This window comes from Dyadobacter pollutisoli, assembly GCF_026625565.1.
Classification (GTDB): Bacteria; Bacteroidota; Bacteroidia; order Cytophagales; family Spirosomataceae; genus Dyadobacter; species Dyadobacter pollutisoli.
Window position 1 is genome coordinate 3,317,740 of record NZ_CP112998.1, and the last position, 25,422, is coordinate 3,343,161.

The 25,422-nt window shown below is 47.4% G+C and carries 19 protein-coding genes; 11 read left to right on the forward strand and 8 right to left on the reverse strand.

Annotated elements, in window-relative coordinates; translation table 11 throughout:
* Positions 1–51: 51 nt before the first annotated feature.
* Positions 52–1,473: an alanine/glycine:cation symporter family protein gene (locus ON006_RS13565; protein ID WP_244820332.1), complete on the reverse strand. Its 1,422-nt coding sequence runs from the start codon at positions 1,471–1,473 to the stop codon at positions 52–54.
* A gap of 375 nt (positions 1,474–1,848) precedes the next feature.
* On the reverse strand, positions 1,849–3,135 hold the full coding sequence (locus tag ON006_RS13570) for a spondin domain-containing protein (RefSeq protein ID WP_244820333.1): 1,287 nt from the start codon (positions 3,133–3,135) through the stop codon (positions 1,849–1,851).
* Between the two features lie 140 nt (positions 3,136–3,275).
* Here ON006_RS13570 and ON006_RS13575 point away from each other — a divergent pair, with 140 nt between their 5' ends.
* From ON006_RS13575 to ON006_RS13625, 11 genes are all read left to right on the forward strand, one after another.
* Entirely contained in the window at positions 3,276–3,980 is a 705-nt protein-coding gene (locus ON006_RS13575; RefSeq protein ID WP_244820334.1) for a response regulator transcription factor, read from the forward strand.
* 1 nt (position 3,981) lies between these two features.
* Positions 3,982–5,451, forward strand: a complete 1,470-nt coding sequence (locus tag ON006_RS13580; RefSeq protein ID WP_244820335.1) for a HAMP domain-containing sensor histidine kinase — start codon at positions 3,982–3,984, stop codon at positions 5,449–5,451.
* Between the two features lie 205 nt (positions 5,452–5,656).
* Entirely contained in the window at positions 5,657–6,049 is a 393-nt protein-coding gene (locus tag ON006_RS13585; protein WP_244820336.1) for a hypothetical protein, read from the forward strand.
* A gap of 91 nt (positions 6,050–6,140) precedes the next feature.
* On the forward strand, positions 6,141–10,484 hold the full coding sequence (locus ON006_RS13590) for a CusA/CzcA family heavy metal efflux RND transporter (RefSeq protein WP_244820337.1): 4,344 nt from the start codon (positions 6,141–6,143) through the stop codon (positions 10,482–10,484).
* Positions 10,484–11,626 carry an efflux RND transporter periplasmic adaptor subunit gene (locus tag ON006_RS13595; protein WP_244820338.1) on the forward strand — a complete coding sequence of 381 codons (1,143 nt, stop codon included), beginning with the start codon at positions 10,484–10,486 and terminating at the stop codon, positions 11,624–11,626. Before ON006_RS13590 ends, ON006_RS13595 begins: the two co-directional genes overlap by 1 nt.
* Positions 11,627–11,720: 94 nt before the next feature.
* Entirely contained in the window at positions 11,721–12,230 is a 510-nt protein-coding gene (locus tag ON006_RS13600) for a heme-binding domain-containing protein (RefSeq protein WP_244820339.1), read from the forward strand.
* 347 nt (positions 12,231–12,577) lie between these two features.
* Positions 12,578–13,111: a Rieske (2Fe-2S) protein gene (locus ON006_RS13605; RefSeq protein WP_310590193.1), complete on the forward strand. Its 534-nt coding sequence runs from the start codon at positions 12,578–12,580 to the stop codon at positions 13,109–13,111.
* 11 nt (positions 13,112–13,122) lie between these two features.
* Positions 13,123–13,554: a thioredoxin family protein gene (locus ON006_RS13610; protein WP_244820340.1), complete on the forward strand. Its 432-nt coding sequence runs from the start codon at positions 13,123–13,125 to the stop codon at positions 13,552–13,554.
* A gap of 1 nt (position 13,555) precedes the next feature.
* Positions 13,556–14,485, forward strand: a complete 930-nt coding sequence (locus ON006_RS13615) for an FAD:protein FMN transferase (protein ID WP_244820341.1) — start codon at positions 13,556–13,558, stop codon at positions 14,483–14,485.
* 5 nt (positions 14,486–14,490) lie between these two features.
* Positions 14,491–14,715, forward strand: a complete 225-nt coding sequence (locus ON006_RS13620) for a DUF4266 domain-containing protein (RefSeq protein WP_244820342.1) — start codon at positions 14,491–14,493, stop codon at positions 14,713–14,715.
* Between the two features lie 21 nt (positions 14,716–14,736).
* A complete protein-coding gene (locus tag ON006_RS13625; protein WP_244820343.1) occupies positions 14,737–15,948 on the forward strand; it encodes a DUF3570 domain-containing protein in 1,212 nt (403 codons plus the stop codon).
* A 17-nt stretch (positions 15,949–15,965) separates the two neighbouring features.
* On the opposite strand, the gene ON006_RS13630 is transcribed toward ON006_RS13625, so the two are convergent.
* From ON006_RS13630 to ON006_RS13655, 6 genes are all read right to left on the reverse strand, one after another.
* The gene (locus tag ON006_RS13630; RefSeq protein ID WP_244820344.1) at positions 15,966–17,834 is read right to left on the reverse strand and encodes a proton-conducting transporter transmembrane domain-containing protein; all 1,869 of its coding nucleotides are present in this window, start codon (positions 17,832–17,834) and stop codon (positions 15,966–15,968) included.
* 9 nt (positions 17,835–17,843) lie between these two features.
* The gene (locus ON006_RS13635) at positions 17,844–20,360 is read right to left on the reverse strand and encodes a YbcC family protein (protein WP_244820345.1); all 2,517 of its coding nucleotides are present in this window, start codon (positions 20,358–20,360) and stop codon (positions 17,844–17,846) included.
* Between the two features lie 60 nt (positions 20,361–20,420).
* Complete coding sequence (locus tag ON006_RS13640) at positions 20,421–20,756, reverse strand: ArsR/SmtB family transcription factor (protein ID WP_244820346.1); 336 nt, start codon at positions 20,754–20,756, stop codon at positions 20,421–20,423.
* 821 nt (positions 20,757–21,577) lie between these two features.
* Positions 21,578–22,270: a DUF4998 domain-containing protein gene (locus ON006_RS13645; RefSeq protein ID WP_244820347.1), complete on the reverse strand. Its 693-nt coding sequence runs from the start codon at positions 22,268–22,270 to the stop codon at positions 21,578–21,580.
* 18 nt (positions 22,271–22,288) lie between these two features.
* Positions 22,289–23,485, reverse strand: a complete 1,197-nt coding sequence (locus ON006_RS13650) for a DUF5000 domain-containing lipoprotein (RefSeq protein WP_244820348.1) — start codon at positions 23,483–23,485, stop codon at positions 22,289–22,291.
* Between the two features lie 14 nt (positions 23,486–23,499).
* The gene (locus ON006_RS13655) at positions 23,500–25,416 is read right to left on the reverse strand and encodes a RagB/SusD family nutrient uptake outer membrane protein (RefSeq protein WP_244820349.1); all 1,917 of its coding nucleotides are present in this window, start codon (positions 25,414–25,416) and stop codon (positions 23,500–23,502) included.
* Positions 25,417–25,422 lie beyond the last annotated feature (6 nt).

The window sequence follows — 25,422 nt, forward strand, 5'->3', positions numbered from 1 at the left end:
GATTTTGAAAAACCTGTCGCGGTAAGGAGATTCCCGTGAGCAAAAACTGAATTAATCCCATTCCGGAGCATTTTTTACCCCAAGCCTCGCGGCTTGGTAAACCGGGTCTTTCCCCTGTTTTTTCTGCTGCCCATAATCTTTTAAAGCATCCAGGGCAGGTTTTCTCAGAAGTAAGATCGCAACGATGTTCAACCAGGCCATCAGACCAACGCCGATGTCACCAATCGTCCACGCAAGCTCGGCAGTCTTTACTGACCCGTAAAAAGTAGCTGCCATGATCAATGCACGTAGAGCCCAGAGCAATATCTTGCTGTCCACTTTTTTCATCAGATAGCTCAGATTGGTTTCTGCTATGTAGTAATAGGCCATAATCGTTGTAAATGCAAAGAAAAGTAAGGCTATCGAGATAAATCCACTTCCCAGCGCGGGAAAATGTGCGTTAATCGCTTGCTGCGTATAGGCCGACCCAATTGCCATGCCTTTCACATTCTCTACAAGGAACCCGCCATTCGGGTTGACTACATTGAATTTGCCTGTAAATAAGATCATTAACGCGGTAGCCGTGCAGACAAATAAAGTATCGACATACACCGAAAATGCCTGTACAAGTCCCTGCTTGGCCGGATGGCTTGCTTCCGCCGCCGCCGCCGCATGCGGGGCTGTTCCCTGTCCAGCTTCGTTGGAATAAATGCCCCGTTTTACGCCCCATGACACTGCCATCCCAAAAATTCCGGCAAATGCCGGTTCCATATCAAACGCGGAGCGGATGATCAGGCCAAAAACAGCAGGAACTTGTGTGATGTTGATGGCAATGATGACCAGAGCCATCAGAATATATGCCCCTGCCATAAACGGCACTACCAGTTCGGCGACTTTACCGATGCGCCTGACACCCCCAAAAATGATGAGTCCGAGCAAGGCTGTTATTACTGCGCCAGTGATTTCAACCGGAATATCAAATGCACTTTTTGCACTGATGGCAATGCTATTGCTCTGCACGCCGGGTAAAAACAGGGCAGTGCTCGCTATGGTGGCAACAGCAAATAAGGTCGCATACCACTTTACACCCAACCCCATCTCAATGTAGAAGGCTGGGCCGCCCCGGTATTGCCCATCCTTCACCTGCTTGTATATCTGCCCCAGCGTCGCTTCAACGTAAGCCGATGCTGCACCTAAAAATGCAATGGCCCACATCCAGAAAACCGCGCCAGGCCCCCCCATGGCAATCGCGGTTGCGACACCAGCTATATTACCCGTACCTACCCTGCCCGAGATCGCAATCGCAAAGGCCTGGAATGATGATACACCTTTTTCCGAGCCCTTGTTACCGAATAGCAGGCTAACCATATCCTTCAAATACCTGACTTGTAAAAAGCGAGTAACTACTGAAAAATAAATGCCCGTTCCAAGGCAGAGCGCAATGAGCGCATTACTCCATATGACACTATTAACTGAATTAACGATCTGCTCCATGAAAAGGGTTTAATCAGGCTAGTTTGACAATATTTGACATCCATTACCTAAATAAAACTAAAATTTGCCAATCCAAGGCACTTTCCCGAAAAATAGCGTATTTAACTTTCATAGCCGGCACAGTAATTTCCGGGCAGATTAACGCCCTCTTTTGGTAAGCCTAAGCCTTAATTGCCAATTTTTACCACGATCGCAAAGCCGAAGCGGCGCTGCCACGTTTAGACCACTTGTTTTAACATTCACATTGTACTTAAAATGTTAGACGTACAAACCGTACCCTGACACGATAAAGACGGACAAGAGTACGGCTGTTTAATTTTTTCATAAAACATTTAGGCTAAAATTGGCCCAGGCAGAGAGCCGGGCCAATTCAGACTATTGAAGTGTCACCTTGATGATACTGCCGATAGCGGGTAAGGTGGTGAATGGATTAGGATTTGGAACCGGAGCAATGGGTTTGCTCTCCGTCAGGGGTGTTCCCGCCAGATTGAATTGGGTGATGCCCGCTCCCGGGAACTGATCAATAGCCGTTCCATCGTCGTAGAGTGCCAGCGAGCCGGAGAAGTCACCGCTTGTATTGGCATCGATATCATTGCCGCCGGTCGCAAAGAACCAGTCGTTCGAAAAGCCGTACATCGTCGCCAGTGCAATGCGGTCGCCCGCTGCCAGTGTCAACTGCTGCGACACCTTGCCGCCCGCATTGCCGCCGATTTTGGGAAGGAGCACGGTACTGGTGGGTTCTTTCAATACGTACACATTCTTGACCCCGCTTTTGACTTTCAATGCAGCGGCCAATATATCGGCATTACCTTTCTGGGCCAGCTCCTTCAATCCCTCGCCGCGGTCATTTTCACCTGGCTTGTAAAATGGATTTTCACTGCCACTGTAGACCACCACCAGGATCGGCGAGAGTGGTGTGAAGATGCCTGTCTGCGAGGTCAGCGTCGTGCTCATTGCCACATTGTCCCCTGCTTCCGCGATGCGGGTCAGCGCTTCGTTTGTGGCCTTGCCGCTGGAATAGATCGGCTCAGGCAGAAGAAAGTCGGTGCCGGCGGTGTAGGAGATCGCCCACACCCCCGGACTGAACGGGGTTTCATTGGCCGTACCGCCCGACTCGTTTTTGATCGTCACGGTGAACCTCGAATTGCCGTCGTATTTCAGTGAAACGTTCATCAGCTGCGCGGCAGGAAGGAAATTGTGCCCATAATCGTCGGTCCCTGTTACTTCCTTGATATTTTTTGGAACGGACTCGGCCGCTCCCGGATGGCTCAACGCAGCGCCGGGAGCGGCGTTTATACGGCTGCCGTTGTCCCACAATTTAATCTGGGCCGACACTTCACCGGTAACAGGCGTACCGTCATCCCCATAAAGCCTGATGCCTGGGTTTTCTGGTGCAAAAAACAGGTCATTACTCCATCCATACATGGTTGCGAAAGTAAGCCGCTGGTTCTTCGCGGCTGAGAAAGAGAACGATACCGACTGCCCGGGTAAGATCACAGGCGGGGTCCCTGTCCCCTGGAACGTACCCGACTGGACCAGTGGCCTGCTTTCGAGCACATTTTCGATCGTGATTGTTTTGGCTGTCGGTTGCGGGTCGTGATCTTTGGTGCAGGCAGAGAAAACTAGAACTGTAATGGAAAGCCTCAGCAATGATTTGATCATGTCTTTATCAGTTTTGTTTGTTTGAATAATGCAAAGCAAAAAAGACAGTATCCCGCCGCAGTCACGGAATTATAACAAAAGTATCACAGCAGCTTTCCGCGCGCTTTTATTTGCATACTTTGCAAAAAAACCGCTAGGTTATGGATTCAAAAAATGTATTGATCATAGAGGACGACAGCACCATCACTGAGCTGCTGACCATTCATCTGTCCGATTTGGGCTGCAAGATCAGCGCCGAAAAAAACGGACAGAATGGTCTTTCCAGGGCTTTGGAAGATACTTTCGAACTAATTATCCTTGATGTCATGCTTCCCGGCCTGAATGGAATGGAGGTGTGCCGGAAGATCAGGCAGAGCGACCGGCAGACACCGATCCTGATGCTGACGGCTCGGTCGGAGGAAATAGATAAGGTAATGGGGCTGGAAACCGGCGCTGACGACTACCTCACCAAACCTTTTAGTGTAAGGGAATTCATAGCGCGTGTGCGCGTGATCTTCCGGCGCAATGAGGAGAAAGCCAGGTTTAGCTCTCCGCAGTCGGCACAGATTGCCATCGCCGGTCTGGAAATAGATATCGACAAACGTAAGGTATCGCTGCTGGGTGAGCGCATTGAACTTTCGCCCAGGGAATTTGAGCTGATCGTGCTGCTGGCCTCCAATCCGGGCCGGAGTTACAGCCGCAAACAACTGCTCAGCCTTGTGTGGGGATATGATTTTGAAGGATATGAACACACCGTCAACACACATATTAACCGGCTGAGAGGAAAAATAGAAACCGACGCGTCGAACCCGACTTTTATACTTACTACCTGGGGCATTGGCTACCGTTTCAACGAGGAATTGTGATATGTCTGTAAAAACCATCCGTGGTAACCTGCTGTTCTGGAAGATCAGCGCCGTTTTCGCCGGTCTGCTTCTGGTACTAGCCATTGTGTTTGTACTGATCGGCTCGCGATTTTCCAAAACGTACTATATGGCTGCGCACCAACAGCTTTATGGTGATATTGCCGGCCACCTGGCCACTTTTACACAACCGATCAAAAACGGTCGCCCGGATACAACCGTCACCCACGACATTATCCATTCCACTATGGTGGCCAACCCGAGCGTGGAAGTGTATCTGCTTGACACACTAGGAAATATCACCGACTACGTAGTGCCCCAAGCGACTGTTCAAATGAAAAGCGTTGATATGGACAAAGTACAGGAGTGGCTGGCTGTCGACGATAACGCCCGGCCACTGGGCGACAACCCCAAGCATCCGGGCGAGGCTAGTATTTTTTCAGCCGCCCCGGTCTTCGAAAACGGGAAGCTCGCAGGTTATGTCTATGCCGTTCTTGCTAGCGAAAAGCAGCAGGAAATCCTCAGCTCGCTCAATGGCGACCTGAATCTCCGCCTGGCTGCCTATATCTTCTTCGCCGCCTTGCTCGGCGCGTTTGTCGTCGGTGTAGTGACTTTTTTTCTAATCACCGACAGTATTTGCAGTATTGCAGGTGTGGTAAAGCGATTTAAGGAGGGTGATTATTCGGCACGGATACGCGGATATGCGAGAGGAAACCTGGGTGTTTTAACTTCCACATTTAATGAAATGGCGGATGTTATTGTCGAGAATTTTGAGAAAATCACTGCCACCGACCGTTTTCGACAGGAACTGATCTCCAACGTATCCCACGACCTTCGGACCCCCCTTTCGATCATGCAGGGTTATGCCGAAACGCTGGTCATCAAGCGTGAAACACTCTCGCCCGCGGAAACCGAACGTTACCTTTCCATTGTCCTGGACGGCACTAAAAAGCTCTCGGTACTGGTCGAGCAGCTGTTTCAATATTCAAAACTGGAATCAAATGTAGTTGAACCTCAAAAGGAGCTTTTCCCGATCGGAGAACTGGTTTCCGACATTCTCAGCGCATATCAGCTGAAGGCTGAGCAACGAAATATTTGTTTGAAACTTGACGCGCCTGCCGTTCTGTCTGCCGTTTTTGCAGATATTGGCCTGACCGAGCGGATCTTTCAAAACCTGCTCGACAATGCATTCAAATTCACACCGAACGGAGGGCAGATTTCGATAACCTTGTCGGAGGCAAGTGATGGTGTCAGAATTAGAGTGGAAGATACCGGAGTAGGCATTGCCAAAGAGTACCAGGAGCAGATATTTGAGCGCTACAAACAGGCCGACCTGCGAGCAGCTTCGGCGAAAGGGGCCGGGCTGGGTTTGGCGATCGTAAGAAAAATACTGGAATTACACCAAAGTTCGATCCGGGTTTTCAGCGAGCATGGAAAAGGTGCTGCATTTGAATTTGTATTGTCCTCGCGATAATGACTGCTGAGACAGTCGGTTCGAAGCCCAAATTGACCGTCCTTCTCAACATCAGCATGATGGTACTGAGGCCACTGGATTCAATGAAGGTGCGGTGGCTGCCAGTGAAAGGCCGGTTTCGATATTGCAAAAATATGAGAGGCAAAAACCGAAAAATTTGGTGATTTCAATGAAAGGTAGTTAACTTTAAATAAAAGACCGTTTGTTGAAAAAACCCATATCGATATTACTGCTGGTAACCTACCTGATCTCGACAACCGAGCTGATCGAATTGTCGAAGCTGCCTGTGCTTTTCAGGCACTATCAGGAGCATAAAGCTTGGAACAACGATATTACTTTCTTCTCATTTCTTGTAGAGCATTATGCCGAGTCAATTGCTGACAATCCGGACTATGACCTGGACAAAAAACTGCCGTTCAAATCGAGTTTAAATCACACTACATCCAGCGTTTGGGTAGCCCCGCCTGCCGGTGCGATCTGCTATCATTTCGACCCACATCCGGTTGAATTTATTGAGCAGCAGCCCTTCGCCTACCAGCCCAGCGAACCGGTTTCTTATTTCCTTTCCAACATCTGGCAACCGCCAAAATCCTGTTAATTTCTTTCTGGATTTCAATTTGCTAACTCCCCGGAGTGTCTGGGTAGCCGTGCATTTCTACTAATCTATTCCGGATTAATCAGGATACATCATGTTAAATAAAATTATTGGCTTTTCCGTAGCCAACAAGCTCATCGTGGGCTTGTTTGTGATTGGCTTGATAGGCTTCGGAAGCTATGAGCTCACACGGCTACCTATCGACGCCGTCCCTGATATTACCAATAACCAGGTACAGGTCATTACCATTGCCCCTTCATTCGGCGCAACAGACATTGAGCGTCTGGTGACTTTTCCAATTGAGCAGGCCAACAGTAATATATCCGGCCTCAAAGAAATCCGCAGCTTTTCGCGTTTCGGACTATCGCTGGTCACCATTGTTTTTGACGATGCCACAGACCTTTACTGGGCCAGACAACAGGTTTCCGAGCGGCTTTTGAAAGTCCAATCCGAAATCCCGCAGGGTATCGGTACCCCGGAGCTGGGTCCGATCAGTACTGGCCTTGGCGAAATTTACCAATACGTGGTCAGGCCCAAAGACGGGTACGAACACCGATATAATGATACCGAGCTGCGCACGATCCAGGATTGGATAGTCAGGCGGCAGCTGCTGGGGGTAAAAGGCGTGGCCGAAGTGAGCAGCTTCGGTGGAAAGCTCAAACAATACTCCGTTGAAATTAACCCTGAAAAACTGCTTTCTTACGGCATTACGATCAATGACGTATTTGCCGCGCTGGAAGCAAACAACCAGAACACCGGCGGTGCATACATCGAGAAAGGTCCAACAGTACTTTACATACGCAGCGAAGGTCTTGTCGAAACCATTGAAGACATTAATAACATTGCCGTCAAAAACCTGAGTGACGGCCAGCCATTGTTCATTCGCGATGTCGCAGAGGTAAAAACAGGCTTTGCAACCCGCTATGGAGCGATGTGCTACAATGACAAAGGTGAAGTTTCCGGTGCTGTGGTCATGATGCTTAAAGGGGCCAACAGCAGCGAGGTTATCAAAAATGTAAAGGAACGTGTAGCGCAAATCCAGAAAACGCTGCCAGAAGGCGTGGTGATAGAACCGTTCCTGGACCGTACAAAAATGGTCAACAACGCGATCAATACCGTTGAAAAGAACCTGCTGGAAGGTGCCCTGATTGTAATTTTCGTGCTCGTACTGTTTCTGGGAAACCTGCGCGCCGGATTGCTGGTCGCCTCAGTAATCCCGCTCTCCATGCTTTTTGCCGTGATCATGATGAACACCTTTGGGGTCAGCGGAAATCTGATGAGCCTGGGGGCGCTGGATTTCGGGTTGATCGTCGACGGCGCGGTGATCATTGTGGAGGCCGTGATGCATCAGATCAGACATAACAAAAAATTCAATGGGCTGGCGACAATCAGCGCGCAGCAAATGGATGAAGAGGTAAACGAGTCGGCCGACCGGATGATGAACAGCGCGGTATTCGGACAAATCATTATCCTGATCGTGTACCTGCCCATTTTTACGCTGGAAGGCATTGAGGGGAAAATGTTTAAGCCTATGGCGCAAACCGTTGCGTTTGCTCTACTGGGAGCGTTCCTGTTGTCAATCACTTACGTCCCGATGATGAGTGCATTGGTTTTAAGCAGGAAAGTCACGGCCAAAGCTAACTTCTCTGACCGTTTGATGGCAGTGTTGGAACGCCACTACCAAAGAGCGTTGGCACCGGTTATCTCTCACCCGAAAACCGTCTTAATGGCGGCCCTAGGGCTTTTCGGGTTCGCACTTTTCACATTAACCACATTAGGCGGCGAATTTATTCCGGCATTGGAGGAAGGGGATTTTGCCGTGGATACGCGGGTGCTCACGGGCAGCAACCTGACCACGACCATCCAAAACACGCAAAAGGCAGCACATATTCTGAAAACCCGTTTTCCGGAAGTTGAAAAAGTGGTGACCAAGATCGGTAGCGGCGAGGTACCTACCGACCCTATGCCTATGGAAGCCAGCGACATGATGGTAATTCTGAAAGATAAAAACGAATGGACATCCGCTAAAACATTCCCTGAACTATCTGAAAAAATGAGTGAAGCACTGAGAGCCGTGCCGGGCATTACCGCTGGCTTTCAATACCCGGTGCAAATGCGGTTCAATGAGCTGATGACGGGTGCCCGCCAGGATGTGGTCTGTAAGATTTTCGGCGAAGACCTGGATACGCTGGCCCATTACGCACAAAAGCTGGGAAAATTGGCCAACGAGGTCAATGGCGCGCGCAACCTATATGTCGAAGCCGTTTCCGGATTGCCGCAGATCACGATCCGTTACAACCGGAGTGCCATCGCGCAATATGGTCTCACAATCGGCGCAGTTAACAGAATCGTCAATACGGCTTTGGCGGGACAAAGTACCGGGATGGTTTTTGAGGGCGAAAAGCGTTTTGAGCTGGTGGTCAGGGTTGAAGGCGGACGAAAGAAAAATGTGGACGACATCCGTAACTTGCTCGTCCCAACAAAGGATGGAATGCAAATCCCGCTATATCAGCTGGCCGAAGTAACAATCCAGAATGGCCCCAACCAGATACAGCGGGAAGACGCCAAAAGACGGATCGTGGTAGGCTTCAACATTGCAGGCAGGGATGTGCAGACCATCGTGAATGAGTTGCAAGCAAAGGTCAACCAAAGCCTCAAACTTCCGGCGGGGTACTACCTGACCTATGGAGGGTCATTTGAAAATCTGAACGCAGCCAAACAAAGGCTGACAATCGCAGTCCCCATTTCTCTTATCTTGATTTTCATCCTGCTGTTTTTCGCCTTCCATTCCGTCAAAGACGGACTGCTGATTTACTCGGCTATCCCGCTCTCTGCTATCGGCGGCATTTTCTTTCTGGCCTTGCGCGGGATGCCGTTCAGCATCAGCGCGGGGATCGGGTTTATAGCGCTTTTTGGTGTGGCTGTTCTGAATGGGATCGTACTGGTTGCAGAGTTTAACCGGATCCGAAAAGATGGCGAAACTGACATTCACAAAGCCATTATGGAAGGTACCCAACACCGTTTGCGGCCAGTTTTGATGACAGCCTTTGTTGCTTCACTTGGCTTTTTGCCTATGGCTTTCAGTAATGGGGCAGGCGCAGAAGTTCAAAGGCCGCTGGCCACGGTGGTGATCGGAGGGCTGTTGGTTGCCACTTTGCTGACCCTCTTTGTGCTGCCTGTACTCTACTTGTTTTTTGAAAATGGCATTGGTTTCAGGTTGAGAAAACCGTCACTGGCGGTAGTGATTCCATTCGTGCTTTGTTCAATACCTGCTCTGGCACAGCAGAAAATCAATTTGAAAACCGCAATTGAACTGGCCATCGCCAACAACCAGACGCTGAAAAGTGAAAAACTGCGGGTTGATTATCAAAAAGCATTGTTGAAAACAAGTAGGTTCATTCCATCTACCAGCTTCACTGCGGAGGCCGGACAGATTAACAGCTTTTATACAGATACCCGGATCAATGTCTCCCAATCATTCAGCTTGCCAGTAGTGTATTCAAAGCAAAAGAACCTGTTGCAACAAGAGCTTACCGGCAGTGTGCTCTATGCGGCTGTAAAGGAAAATGAGCTGACCCGCAATGTCGCCCAGGTTTACTACACTTTTTTATACCAGCAGGAAAAGTTGGGGCTGCTCCGCTCACTTGATAGTCTCTACACTGATTTTTACAAAAAAGCCGAGCAACGATTAACTAGTGGAGAGACCAACATTCTTGAAAAAGCATCCGCGCAAACACAGCTCGGGCAAATCAAAATTCAGGCGCAAGAGCTGCGAGCCGATCTGGAATTGTCCAGGCTGCAATTCCAGCTGCTCCTCAATGCAGCAACGGCAGAACCCTCCCCTACCGAGCTGAAATTCAGCATGCCTGCCATGCAGGATTCTGCAATGATCGCCGCTCATCCCAAAGCCAGGCTGCTACAACAGCAACAACAGATCGCCACAGCCACCATTGACGTCGAAAAAAGCAAACTTTTACCCGGGCTGACATTAGGGTACAATAACATGAGTATGCGGGGAACCGGCGCGGACGATAAATCCTACAATGCTTCCCAAAGGTTTCATTCCGGGCAGGTAGGTGTTGGAATACCATTGTTCGCCGGTTCGCAGAAAGCGCGGATCAGCTCTTCCAAAGTGGGCCGCCAAATTGCAGACCAAAATTACGCTGCCGGTGTGCAAGCTTTAAGGAGCCAGTATCAGAGCACATTCAGCGAGTACCAGAAGTTTGCAGCGACGGTCAGCTATTACGAAACGACCGCACTAACCAATGCGGCGCTGATAACCCGGTCCGCCACCGAACAACTGACAAACGGAGGGATAAACTATCTGGAATGGGCGCAGTTAATCAATCAGGCTGTCAGCATCCGCAGCCAGTATCTGGACGCGATACTGAACCTGAATTCCAAAGCCATTGAACTAAACTATTTCCTGGAACACTAATGCAAAACAACTTGAAATACCTGATCTATTGGGGCATGCTCAGCCTCTTACTGGGCTGCTCCGGCAAGGAAGAATCCGAGGCGCCCGCCACATCAAAGCCGGGAGCCGAAAACATGGCTACCCTTAATAACGAGCAGATTCAAAATGCGGCCATAGCATTAGGGACACCACAAACCCGTGCCGTTTCGTCGATACTGAAACTGAATGGAAAAATTGACGTTCCGCCACAGAATATCGTTTCCATTAGTGTGCCCCTGGGCGGGTACCTGAAAACAACCCGCTTGCTACCCGGCACGCATGTAAAAAAAGGAGAAGTACTGGCCGTGATGGAAGACCAGCAATACATTCAGCTTCAGCAGGATTACCTGACCGGCAAAGCAAGGCTTACCTATCTGGAAAGGGACTTTAATCGCCAGCAAGAACTGAATGTAAATAAGTCCAGCAGCGACAAGATTTTGCAGCAGGCCGAAGCTGAATACCGCAGCCAGCAGGTAATGATCCGGTCCCTTGAAGAGAAGCTTAGTTTGATTGGCATTAATCCGGGAAAGTTATCCGGCGAGCAAATTTCGAGAAGCATTAACATTTATTCTCCCATCAATGGATACGTTTCATCGGTCAATGTAAATATCGGCAAGTACGTATCACCTACCGACGTGCTCTTTGAGCTCATTAACCCTTCCGACATTCATCTGGCGCTCAAAGTATTTGAAAAAGATCTGGCCGGCATAAGGATAGGGCAAAAGCTGATGGCCTACTCCAACAGCGAGCCTGAAAAGAGATATTGGTGTGAGGTGATCCTGATCGGCAAGAACCTGTCGCCCGAACGTACTGCGGAAGTTCACTGCCATTTTGAACGCTATGAACCTTCGCTGGTCCCGGGAACTTTTATGAATGCAACGATCGATTTGGAAACCAGAAATGCAATCACCTTGCCTGAGGATGCCATTGTCTCTTTTGAAAACAGAGAATACATTTTTTTACCAAAGGCAAAAGGTCAATATGCGATGACCGAAGTGCAGTCGGGAACTACCGAGAACGGGTTTACCGAAATAACAGCCAAAGAAAACCTGACTGGACGGCAAGTGGTAGTAAAAGGAGCTTATTCGTTATTAATGTCACTCAAAAACAAATCTGAAGACTGATTCCATTTCAAAATTCCAATGCATGCTTATTAAACTAAAGCACAGATTTCTAATCCAATATACATTTCCCATAAACCTCTAAACAACCCCGATCATGTTCAAGAAAATTCTTTTTACGCTGTTAATCACTCTGGTCATCATCCAATTTATCCGTCCCGAGCAGAACCTTTCGGATGATCAGAGCAATGCGATGTCCACCAAATATGTTGTGCCTGCCGACGTAAATGAAATCCTGACGGTAGCCTGTAACGACTGCCATAGCAATAAAACAAATTATCCCTGGTATGCCAGTATCCAGCCCACCGCCTGGTGGCTCGACCACCATGTCCAGGAAGGAAAAAGCGAATTGAATTTTTCGACATTCACCCGAATGCCGATCGCCGTGCAAAATCACAAATTCGATGAAATCATCGATGAGGTGAAGGAGAAAAAAATGCCACTTCCCTCCTACACCTGGCTTGGATTGCATTCGGGGGCCGATCTTACTGATGCGCAACGCCAGGTGTTGATCAGCTGGGCTCAAACCCAGATGGAGCAATTGAAAAATCAGTATCCGGCCGACAGTCTGAAAATGAAAAGGAGACCTGCACCGAAAAACGAGTAGGAATACCGATTAAATTTCGATTAAAAGTGAAAATTTAATTAACTGAAAAATATAACTCATCCAATACAATAAAAAGAAAAATATGACTTTCGTCAGCTTTAATGATTCCATCAATTTTTATATAACTATCTATTTATTAGATAGTTATATAAAAATAGGTTAGTCAAATCGGATCAAATCAAAAAAGCAAGCCACATTTTCTCTTTGCACAAAAGCAGTATTTAGAACAAATAAAAATATTGCGACCTAAACCGAAATATAAGTCACTTCAAGGCAACGAAATCAATGCAACAACTGGGCGACCATATTCGTATTACTGATCAGAGAATTCAACGCCCTACTAATTGATGATGACACGTCTTGATTTTTTAAAATCCATAGGATTCAAAGGCCCTGCCCTGGTGGCGCTGCTGACTTCCTGTGTTCGCGAAGAAGATACTTTTGTCGAAGCACTAAGCGTCCAGGACCAAACTTCCGAAACACCAGCGACCGATACCACTTCCCTGGGTGGCGCTACCGATGTGTCGATGAAATTGAAATCTCCCGCTGCCATCAGTACAGAAGCACTCAATGCCATTACGGGTGTTAAGCTCAGAATAGACCTGACACTTTCCGCTAATGCTGCATTGCTTACAGTCGGAGGCTACCTGATCAAAAGCGGTATTGTGACTGCTCAATCCTCCTCGGGCGTGTTGGTGGCAGCCACTCAGACGTGCAGTCATGAGCCGAAGAACAAAGTCATTTTTAATAAAACAGAATTCTACTGCACCGAGCACGGTGCAAGGTTTAGTCTCACCGGCTCGGGCCTTAACACCTTCGGAAACGCGGGCCTGACCATCTACAAAACAGCAACCGACGGAAACACCGTTGTGATTTATTAATTGAAGAGAACATGAAAACGATTATCGCATCCCTATTGACCATTCTTTCAACATTGCCATTAAACTGGAAATTAGATTTTTCACAGGCCCAGGCGGAAGCCGAAAGCACTCATAAAATGATCCTGCTGAATTTTTCAGGCTCTGACTGGTGCGGCCCCTGCGTAAAGCTTACAAAAGATGTTTTTGGCTCTGCTCAATTCACAGATTTCGCCGCAGAGAACCTGGTGCTGGTGCGGGCTGACTTTCCAAGACAAAAGAAAAATCAGCTTGATAAAAATCAGATAGCGCTCAATGAAAAGCTCGCGGAGCAGTACAACAAAAAGGGCATTTTTCCGCTTACAGTGCTCGTTGATCCGAAGGGAAAAGTATTGAAAGAATGGGAAGGCTATCAGCCGTCTGTGAGCGATTTCATCGTGGATATACGTTCACATTCCGGTAAGTAGTATGAAAGAAATACTTGTCAAACGCTCCGTCCGACTGATGGGTAATCACTTCGAAATAAGCGCAGTGGCAGATAACACCCATTTAGCAGAGCGGTTCATAGATCTGGGAATAACCGAAATCCGGCGGATTGAGAAACTGTTTACCACGTTCAGCGACGACAGCCAGACCAACAGGATCAATCAGCACGCCGGGTTGGAGCCGGTTGTGGTAGACCGTGAGGTTTTTGATCTGATCACGCGTTCGATCCGGATCTCGGAGCTGACACAGGGTGCATTTGACATCACGTATGGATCGATCGACAAATCACTCTGGAACTTTGATCTGAGTATGACTTCGCTTCCAGCCCCGGCATTGGCCAGGCAGATGGTAAGGCTGATCAATTATAAAAATCTTGTCTTGAATGCCTCCGATAGCACCGTATTCCTGAAAGAAAAAGGCATGCGGATCGGCTTTGGCGGGATTGGAAAGGGCTATGCGGCAGAAATGGCGAAAAACGTGATGCGCCAGGCCGGTGCCGTTTCCGGGGTAGTAAACGCATCGGGCGACCTCACTACCTGGGGGAGGCAGCCCGGCAATGCAGAATGGACCGTCGGTATCGCCGACCCAGACTCGAAGAACTTACCGTTCTCCTACCTGAAAATCAGCGATATGGCGATTGCGACCTCGGGTAGCTACGAGAAATTTGTAACCATTGACGGACGCCGGTATTCGCACACCATCAACCCGAAAACGGGGCTACCGGTGACCGGGATCAAAAGTGTCACCATTTTCTCCCCCAATGCAGAACTATCCGATGCGCTGGCAACACCAGTAACAGTCCTGGGAGTCAAAACCGGCCTCGATTTAATCAATCAGATGAAGGACATAGCCTGCATCATCATAGATGACCAAAACAAGCTGTTCTCTTCCAAAAACATTCATATTCATTAAAACGTATGCACCCCAACGTCAAAATAAAAGTCGTGTTAATCAGTGTCTTCGTGGCAACTTTATCCTCTTGCGTATCCGTAAAGGAATACCAGAAAAACCGTATCAACGATTCCGAAATGGAACTATCGGCCCGAAAATCCGAGAAATTTGAACAAAGCTTTTACCTGTACCGGGAAGGCGCTTCCGGAGCAAACGGAGGCAAAAGCGGCGGCGGTTGCGGCTGCAATTAACCCTACTACTATCAGAATTCAATGAAAAAAATCACATATACCGTAGCTGCGCTTTTAAGCTTTTTTGGATCAGCACGGGCCCAATCCACAGACACCACCGGATATCAACCCAAAAAACTGAAAATTGAAGAGGTCAACTTTGTCTCGGGCTATTATAGCCAAAATGGCAACAACTCCGCCATCACGGGAGGCATTGGCACCGAGAAACTCTATGATTTTGCCAATTCCTTGGAGATTCGGCTCAGCAAAACCGACAGGCGAAACCGGGTCCACACCATTTCAGGTGAAGTAAATATTGATTTCTATTCTTCTGCTTCCCAGGACAATATCGATCCGCTTACCATTTCCTCGGCTTCTCGAACAGACAAGCACATTTACCCCAGCCTGTCCTGGAATATGAAGAACGATGCCAACCATACGACCAAAGGCGCCACATTCTCTTACTCGACAGAATATGACTACAAATCACTGGGTTTTGGAATCAATTTTTCCAAATCCTCTAAAGACAACAATCGGGAGATTACGCTCAAAGCCAACACATTCCAGGATACCTATACGGTGATATTGCCCTCTGATTTGCGACCAAGCGGGTACAGCTCCGGCGCTGAGGGTGATAAATCGAACCTGTATTATAAACCCCGAAATACCTATAACGGCTCCATTGCTCTTTCTCAGGTCGTCAATAAAAGTCTGCAGTTGCTTTTTATTACGGAACCAACCTACCAGGAAGGGCTTCTTAGCACGCCATTCCACCGCACATACTTCACAGACGGATCAGAAAAAGTCGAAAAACTGCCTGGCTCCCGTTTTAAATTACCGCTCGGTATTCGGGGAAGTTACTTTGTAGGCGACCGGGTCGTGCTGCGTGGCTTTTATCGTTTCTATGCAGACAACTGGGGAATGACTGCTCATACGGTTTCCCTGGAAGCACCGGTCAAAATTACGCCATTCTTGTCTCTAAGCCCGTTTTACAGGTTTAACAGTCAGAATGGTGTGAAATACTTCGCGGCCTACAAGCAGCATAGCCCGGATGCCACCTACTACACCAGCGATTATGATTTATCGTCCTTTCAAAGCCATTTTGGCGGCCTTGGTATCCGGCTCGCGCCTCCTGGTGGCGTCATGGGCATCAGGCATTTCGCGTCTATAGAGGTTCGTTATGGGCACTTTTACAGGAATGCAGGAACAGGAATGCAGTCCGATATGCTGACGATGGCCGTTAAATTCAAATGACGCAGATACCAGACATTTTATGATGATCTGTAGGTCAATTCATACTGTGATTTTACATTAGGGCCAAGAAAAACACGTGCATAGATCCTGACAACCGTCAAGCCGTTTAGCACAAAACCTGTTGAAACAAAAAATGCGAGGATAGCCTGATTTTCATGGATATGTGTAAAGATCAGGTCTTCCCCAATAAAGGTGGGCGTGACCGGGAAACCGGCCATTCCCAGACATGAAAGAAAAAATGTGGCGGCAATACCGGGATGCTTTTGAATGTAGCCGTGAAACTGGCTCAAACCCACATGCTTTTCCGTTTTTCTTAACTTTCGAAGGCATAAATACCCCGAAATTCCGGCAACTATGATCCCGCTTAAATAAATATGGATTTGGCCAAACGGAAAGTCTTCATTAAATGATATCGCAAGGGCCACCCACAAGTGATTCATGATCACCAGGATCCAGCTTAATTTTACATTTTTTCGTTCCGAAAAAGCTTTAAATACCATGATCAGGCCTATCAGAGATATTGTTACGGGCAGATATGGCCGAAGTGTGGCCGGAATATGATTGGGATTGTAGGTCAACAGCAACCCCAGCAAATACATAGGGGTGAAAAAAGCAATGACCCGGTTCACTGTGATAAAATTTAGTTTTTGTCCCAGGAATTTAATTGGGTTCCAAAGTAAGTCGTACATGAGTGAATCCAGTTTCCATTCTTTCATGCATAGCATATAAAAGGCTGTTACAATTTTCTTTGGCACCAGTTTTTGAAAAAAGGGATTGCCTGTTTCCCGAAGATAAAACTGCTCACGAATCAGGTAGCTTACCACAGAGGGCGAGACCAGAAGTTGATAAGTCCTCAGGATTGCATTACCTGCAAAGTGCAGTAATGCAAGGTTTTCAAAACCAGCCGCCGCCTCCATAAAAATGATCCCGATTTGTGAAATGGAAGCATATGCGATCTGGCTTTTTACCGACGACTGTACTCTGGCAATCCCGGTAGTGATCAAACTTGTTGTCAATCCCAACAATCCAATGAGAACCCGTATAGAAAACTGGTGCCCCCAAAACGGGAACGTTCTTAGTAATAGAAAAACACCCATGTGGACAGACAAGGAGCCATAAAAAATGGCAGTAGACGGCGTTGGGCCTTCCATAGCCCTGGGTAGCCAGGAGGAGAATGGCAGTTGTGCCGACTTGACGGCAGCGGCAAGCAAAATCATCAGGGAAATAAAAATACCGGTCAGGCCGTGTGCCTGCAGCTGAGCGTGCACCAGCTCGTAATTAGCGATTTTCACAAAAGTGATATTCTCCTGCCACAAGTGGTGGCTCATCCACATCGCCAGCAAGATGCCTACGTCACCCATTCGGTAGACCGAGAACACCTTGACTGCATTTTTCACAGGTAAGTACCGTTTTCTGTAAAATGCGATTAAAAGGAAAGAAGACATGCCCAAGATTTCCCAACCCATGAAAAGCGTCTCGAAGTTTCCTGAAAATATGGTGGTGTTATAGCCAAAATAGAAGAACAGGACCGTGCAAAAGAATCGCTTAAAACCTTCCTCCCGATGCAGGTAGTACCTGCTGTACTTGACTACCAGTAATGACAGGAACGATCCGGTCAAAAGATATACGGCTGTTATCTTATCAAATACAAAATCCAGATAATATTCATAGCCAACAGATCCGAAAAGCACTGCATCTTTCAGGCTCAGTGTTGGAAAACCTGACAATCCCCACACGGCAGTAAAAACCAATGTACCCAAAAGATGTAGCCCAATAGTAAAAAAGGCAATAGACGATATAAGCCTTTCTTTTTTTGGAGGTATGAACAGGCTTGTAATAAAACCTGATAGTGGGAGCCAAAGGAACCATTGAAGATATGCTTGCATCGTTTGGTTTTAAGAAATAAGATAGACTGGAAAGTTTTCCTGGCCAGATTCCAAAAGCGGGGCGATATCAGAAATTGTTTCAAGGCTCTGATCACAAGGGTGATATTCCATAAACTGTCCGTTAACCAACCGCGATTGTTGCTTTGAATGTGGGTTTATTACAACCAAATGGATCCAGCCATTTGCAAACCATTCAAACAGTTTGTCGGTTTGCTGAATTACTTTTAAAACCACCTCCGGGAAATGTTCAACGACCATCAATAGACGGACAGGGTCATGGACCTCAATCATTTGACTGGGTAGTCCCGGTCGTAAATCACCATCAATGCCATTAGCGACCCCGAAAAGCCCCATTACATTGTGTGGGAGTTTACTGCCGGCCCCGAGCTTCTCGTTGTCCATTCTCGAGAAATAATATTCCAGGTTGATCCCCCCGCAAACCGGCGCAGCAGCATTTAGGATGGGGTACAAAAATTTCCCCTCCGGATCCTGACTGTAATCATAAGAATTCATAAACAGACGCCTGTCCAGAAATAAACCCTTTGACAAGTTTCTATGCCCGATAATGCAGATTGCATTTGTAGCGTGGTTTAACTCAGGACGTGTCTCGAATAGCGACACAGATCTTGCACGGACCTTACGGTGGACTTTTCGGGCACTTTCCTTCGTATTAATAAGCTCAAACCGGCGTGACCGTTCTTTTGCGTTTAGGTCGAGTGCTTGGCTGAAAATATTCCAGTACTTCCGATGCTTAATCAGGTTGGCCAATGAGAGCAACTCTTCACTAAAAAAAATAATATCGTCCCTGGTGGTATCGTGAAGGGCGGCCACAAACTGGGTTTGATCCGGAATGAGGATGCCCCTCGATGTTAATAATTCACGTACTCCCCAATGATTGGCCATAAAAGCGAAGACCCTGGCATTAACGGCTCCCGGCTTACCTGAGCAGGCCCCGCAATCATAGGCAGCATAGTGCGTGTTGTTAACACTGCTCGAACCATGGCCTATAACATAGATCATGGAGGCGAAGTCATCTATCAGGCCAATGCTTATCAAAAGGCTTTCTACCCGATTGGCCATCTCTTCGACCGTGTAGCCGACCTGCAAGCCATATTCTTTTGAAAAAGACGGGATATTTTCGATACTGAGCCAGGAAGTCTTGTCTATTTCGCTAAACGAAGTAGTCGTTGCCATCCTGAACCAGGGGCTGAATACATTTAGGAACAATCGAAAACCCGCCCAAAACCCCAGTGTTTGAGATATAATCCAACCGCGGAACAAAGAATTAGTAGGCTTAAAAAAATGCAAATCTTTTTCTTGCCGTCCAAAATACCCTACCTCTTTAATCAAATGTTTGGGATTGCTCGGCGCAGGACACTGTTTGGTGTAGAGTGAACTTTGATGGGGCTGAAAATAGAATTCAACGCCAAAAAAGCCAGGGGTACCATAGGTCTGGCAATCCGGATCGAGTTGCTCTACATAACGCCGGAATGAACCTTCCCGGTCGTCCAGGCAAAAAAAGGCCTGGAATGATGTGGTTTTTATGCTTTCTGGTTTTTCTTTTTGCTGCTTCAACCCTGCAAGTACCTGATCATAATATGTCCATTCAAATGCTTGCTGCCAGATAGCCAGTACCTGATCCAGTTCGGTTTGCTCTACTGCGGCAAAAAGGTCAGGCTGCTTTCTTACCAGACCTCTACTCAATGGTAGCCAATTCTCTTTGAACTGGTTATCAAGGGCGTCAACTTCCATCAAAAGCTCAAAAAATATGAGCTCCCTAAGTGATATCTGCCTTGGATACACCAGGCTTTCCGGGCTGTCTTCTATTACTGACACCATACCTGACCATCCCGGATGCGCAAACTGCTGGTCAAAAAGATATTGTTTAAACAGGCCTGGGTCACCAACAACTATTTTTAACAAATCAGTGATTCCACAGTCTTCCTCCATCAGCAGGCGTGCAGCCCGCTCACTTTTGAAAAAACTTGAAAACCCATTTTGCTCCATTTCACGCAGGGATGCGAGAAAACCTTTTTCAGAGACAGGGAATTTCCACAGCGAAATTCCCTGGTCAAGGTAACAGCACAGGATGCGAAACAAAATTGGATGTATAAGTGAATCCAGGTCAATGTGATATTGTCTCTTCCAGTTTGAACGCAGTGCGCCGATCCTTGGATAGTTGTAAGTATCATAGGGCTTGTTCAGCATTTTTTCTCGCCAGTCTTCTACAGCCGACATCCCATGTCTTTCAGTTATCGACTTTTCAAGAATAGCATTACTAATTCGCCCCGAACTATATATGGCCCGATATTCGTCCAAAGTGAGGTAGACGGAATACCCGAATATTTTTGAAGCACGAACAAGCGCGTCCTCAAATTTCATATCCTGAAAGGCATGCAAAGTATTGTGATGTATAAAGTCTTTAAGCGGTGCCTGGGCAGGCAAAAAGTGCTTTAACGTGTGAAGCGTCTGCTGTTCATTAAAAGGAGCTGTGCTTAACTCAGTCGCAAAAAAGTTATTTTCCATGAAGTGCTCAATTGTCAGCCCTGATTATAGCAGCATTGTCTTGTTGGCATTTAAAACTGGTCAGGCAGGTTCAGTGATATTAAGCTGGTTTAATATGTCTTGCGAGAGCTGCAGTTGCCTGCTATAAATGCCTTTTGCCAGGTCTAAAAAGATATACACATCCGTATCGTGTACATGATAAAATATTGTTGTCTTCTCTCTTCTGGCCGTCACAAACTTAAACGACCTTAATTTGGCCAGATGCTGTGAAAGGATCGATTGGTCAACTTGAACCATTGCTTGTAATTCTGTCACTGATAAAGGTCCGTCCCGCAGGGAATCAAGGATGGCCAGCCGAAGCGGATGCCCCAGCGTCTTAAAAAATTCAGCTTTATAGAGATGCAAAGGACTATTCATTTACCATTATTTTAACGTATTAGTATATTACAATATCCAAATATACCAATATATAAATGTCAATGCAAATCCGACATCTTTGTGGCGCCGTTTAAGAATTTCACACTTCAAATGTCAGTAGAAACAACCGCCGTTGGGCGTGCCGACTTACCTTATAGACGCCACAACTGGTCTTTGCTTTGAATCCACCTATCAAGCCTTTTCTCTCAGAGTAATCAAATGATTATGATATTGCCTTACCTTCATTTGCAGGTCGACCCGCTTTTGCATCCGGGCCAGTTTCGACTCTTCAATTTTGAGCTTGGTCTTCTTATATTCCCCACGCCCGGCGGATAGTCTCATTGCAATTTCAAACTTGAACCCAAAGACCTATGTGGAAAAATCACGGAGGTGGTCAGCGAATATAACCCCGCGTACCAATTTCCAAGATCACTGAGCGGTACGCTAATCGAAACATCGCATTATCAGCAGTTTTTCTGCAACTATCTCCTAGGGCTTACCGACAGTAACGGAGGCGACCAGAAGACCTTTACTGCCGGTTTTTTGTCCGATCTGCTATTTAAAACACTGGATCATGGCTAGCCACCTTAGATTGAATCTTTCGCGAACATAGCTAATTTCCCCTTGAAGACTTCTGATGAGCCATAAACGGAAAATCTTTATAAATCCGTTTTGAAAAGTCGGTAGAACACCTTCAGACCTTTGAAAAACTGGCCCTGGAAGGAAAGCTTACTTCGGCAGCACCAAGAAAGCCAATTATTTAAGAGACTTTATTGAAGTATAATGGCAAAATGGCTTCAAATGAGGCACCCGTGCCGAAACTATTTCAGGTTAACCGAAAGCGTATCGTATTTTGTAGTGATAAACACGTCGATTGCTTTTCGGTCCGGTTTGAATGATGACCGGTAGCTGAGAATTGTCCCCGGTTTCCAATCTTTCACATGGCTGGCAGATGCTGCCGGGCCAACCATAACGGACTTTGTTTTTGAGTCTATCCCGATGTATTTCAGCTCCGTGCTGACGTTGACGGTATCCGGCTCGTTCCACTGTACTTCCAGTATTTTAAGACTATCGTCGTAGGAGGTGGCACCAATACTTCTGTTAAGCAGCCCCATTTCATAATTTGTCCCAAATGTTCTGCCATTGAACCGTAAAGGAACAGATATGTTACCCAGCGCGTCCATAGAAAACATTTCAAAGTTATAGGAACCCTCAGGAAGCGGCTCTATCATCACTTTCATGGTATCCCCGATCACATCGGCAGGCACAGGCGCTTCCAGGGAATCGGCCCTGTTGTTCCAGTACAATTTATATTTCGTAACACGCGGGTCGGCACTCAGTACCCATAACAGCTGCATACGGTCTCTTCCCGATGCGATCAAAACCGTATCCCCCTTTCCCGGATAAACGATTTCCCCCCCTGCCTGGTATTTTTTAAAATCGTCCCAATCCGTGCAGGCCACGAAAGCGGCGAAAAAAAACAAACACCCCGCCAGTCTATATCTAATGCTCATAATGGTTCAGTTTTTGAATTATTTAGTGTCCCCCCAAAAGGAAATTTCTGTAAAATGGACAAACTTGGTATCCGACCAGTTCTGGAAAATCTGCATCCGGATATAGCGTACCCTTGGCGCGGAAAGCGGAAAAACAAACTCTTCCCCAGCTGACATATAGGCGATATCGTCACCCGTATTGACCCCATAAGGACTGCCGGAAGGTTTGACTGACTCACAGTCCATAAGCTTGGTCCAGCCGGTAAAACTGCCGTCCGCATTCGGTGCTTTTTCGCTTCCATACATAGCCCACTTGCGCGGATTGCCATGTTTATAAAACCAGTCACCCTCTCTTTGCCAGAGTTTAAAGCGGCTCAGCTTGGCAGTCACGCCCAGGTCAAATGTGAAATGAATAGGCATTTCCCTATCAGAAAGCGGAATCGTATGGAAACCCGGCTCAGTGTGTTTTTCATCCCAGATGTAAGGCATATTCCACCCATATCCGCTCTCTTCGTCGGTTGGCAGCCGGTATTCCTGGAACCTGGTCTTGTCCAGTTCCTTTTCAAACAGTGGCGCCACCTCCTTAAATGTTGTATCGGAATAATTGTTCCAACGGTCACGGATGTATACGCCGAAAGTCCTGCTCAGCGTATCGAAGCCCCGGGCCGCAAACGAACCGCTTTTGACCTGGGTGTAAAGGGTTTCCACCGGGATAAAGTCGCCATTGTTGTCTTTTGTAATGACCACGATAGCCAGTTTTGCCTCCGTAGGATTGTTGAAAACGACATTGAGCCCGCCAAAATCGACACCCAATTGCAATGATTTATAAACAGTCCGCAAGGGGGGCGACTGCGGAGCGACTTTCACGATTACCGGTTCCGACTTGTTGGAGCTGCGGTCTATGGCATATAATGTAACCTCGAAATCCCCGGCATCGGAAAATCCTTCAACCGTAATTTTATTGGTAAAATGAGAAGCCTTGGCCTCACTCAATTTCGCGCTGCCCTTGTCGATCGCATAACTCGCCAATACATATTCCAGGTCCTCGTCTTTCGGCAGCGAATAGGTAATGGTAGCGCCTCCCGGAAAATTGACGACCGAAATATTGCTCACTACGCCCGGCTTTTCGGCATCCGTTCCCAAAGGCTTGCGGATATCATCCATGTCCGCACAGGAAAACAATGTCGTAAGCCCTACCAACCACAAAAGGGTAAATATTATTTTTATCTTTTTCATATTGGTGTATATGTTTACCAGCCAGGATTTTGGACCAAATTGGGATTAACGATCAAAGAGTTTTCTGAAATGGGCCAGAAGTAATCCTTTAAACTGAAACTACTGCTAAATATGGGCCTCACCCTGTAATAGTTGACGGCTTCCCGTTGGGTGATATCCCAACCATTGATAGACCGCTGGAGATAATTTTCGGCCACCTTCCATCTTCTCAGGTCCCAGAAACGCTTGCTTTCAAAAACCAGCTCGATGAGCCTTTCGCGCTGAATAATTTCCCTGAGCCCTTCTTTGGTTGCAACCTTGGATGGCCTGCTGGAATACTTGGTCCACGATTCGACGACTCCTTTCAACCCTGCCCGTTTCCTGACCATGTCCAGCCAGCGGTACACCTCCGCATCTGGTCCGGTGGTTTCGTTCAATGCTTCGGCATACAACAAATACAGGTCGGCCAGTCTCATGATTGGAAATGGATAATTCTCCACACTGTACTGCTGTGCCGGATCGTTAATGGCATTGTTGTAGTTGGCCAGTTTTTTGGGCCAGTATCCGGTCACGGAGTACAGCGATGCACCCTGCCTTCCGCCGGTCTGCCCCAGTTTTCCTTCGAGTACCCAGGTATTATTATCATCATTTTTCCCCTGACCAAACCAGATTCCCCCATCAAAACCCAGATCTGCGTAAAAGCGCGGCTCCCTGTCGAAATTGAGTTGTACAGTGGTGTAGCCCTCTTTGATATAGTAACGTTCGCTCGCAACGGCCTGTCGTAAAGCCGTAAAACGTCTGGCATAAGGGTAATTTTTATCCTCTTCGATAGGTACGCCGTTGTTGCTGTAAAACATTTCGGCAATGTGAATAGGCGGGGCCAACATGGAACCAATGCTCTCATTAGGAATAGTACCGGTGAAGGGACTGAGCCTGGCCTGGGACAAGGACTGAAATCCCCGGCTGCCGCCTCCGGTAGAATTGGATGCGCCCCAGATTAACTCTGAGTTCCATTTGTCGGTCACCGCGGCGCGGATACTCATTAAACGTTGTGTTGAATCCGAAACCCTTGTGGACACCGACCTGGGTACAAATTCATATAATTTATTGCCATTGGCAGTACAGGCATCGACCGCCGCTTTACAGGCATCTTTGGCTTTTTGCCATTTCTCGGGACTGGCGCTGGTACTGAAAAGGGCATCTCCATTCTTGTTTTTGAAGTTTGCATAGTTCGGGTTGCCATTATAGAGCGGACTGGCAGCGGTCACCAGCACCTCGGCTTTGACAGACATCGCGATACTCTTCGTGATCCTGCCGAGTTCGGCAAACTCAATAGGGAGCACATCCGGCAAATCCACAATGGCCTCATCTATTAGGCTTACCGTATAATTGAAGACCGAATCCACGTGCTGGCGGGAGACTTTCACCTCTTCAATGGAAGCCGAAATGGGCAGGTTTGTTTTAATGATGGGAATAGGCCCGTACATGCGCAGCAGGTAATAATGGTAGTAGGCTTTCAGAAACTTCACTTCTGCCACCCAGCGCTTCTTTTCCAGAACATTCAGATCCCTGACCTTGTCCACATTTTCCAGGAAAATATTGCATTCCCTGATGGCCTGAAAGAATTTATAGTCCCAGTAATTGCCAATCGGCGCCACAATATTCTGTTCACCCCGGGCTATGCGGTAAAAAGCAGTATTGATGTCACCTTGCGGCGGATAAACAGTGGCGAATTCATCACCGGTCAGAAAGCCCGGATCGGCAGCTTCCGCACCAAAAAGGGGTAAATTGTTATAGCAGGTGAAAAGATACTTTTCTGCATCTACCCTCATCTTGAACGCATTGTCGATGGTAGCTACATTGTCCGGAACAATATCCAGGTATTTTTTGCAGCCTGCCAGAAGGATCAGCAATAATGCCGGCACGTAATATTTTGCGTATACTAGTTTCATTTTGTG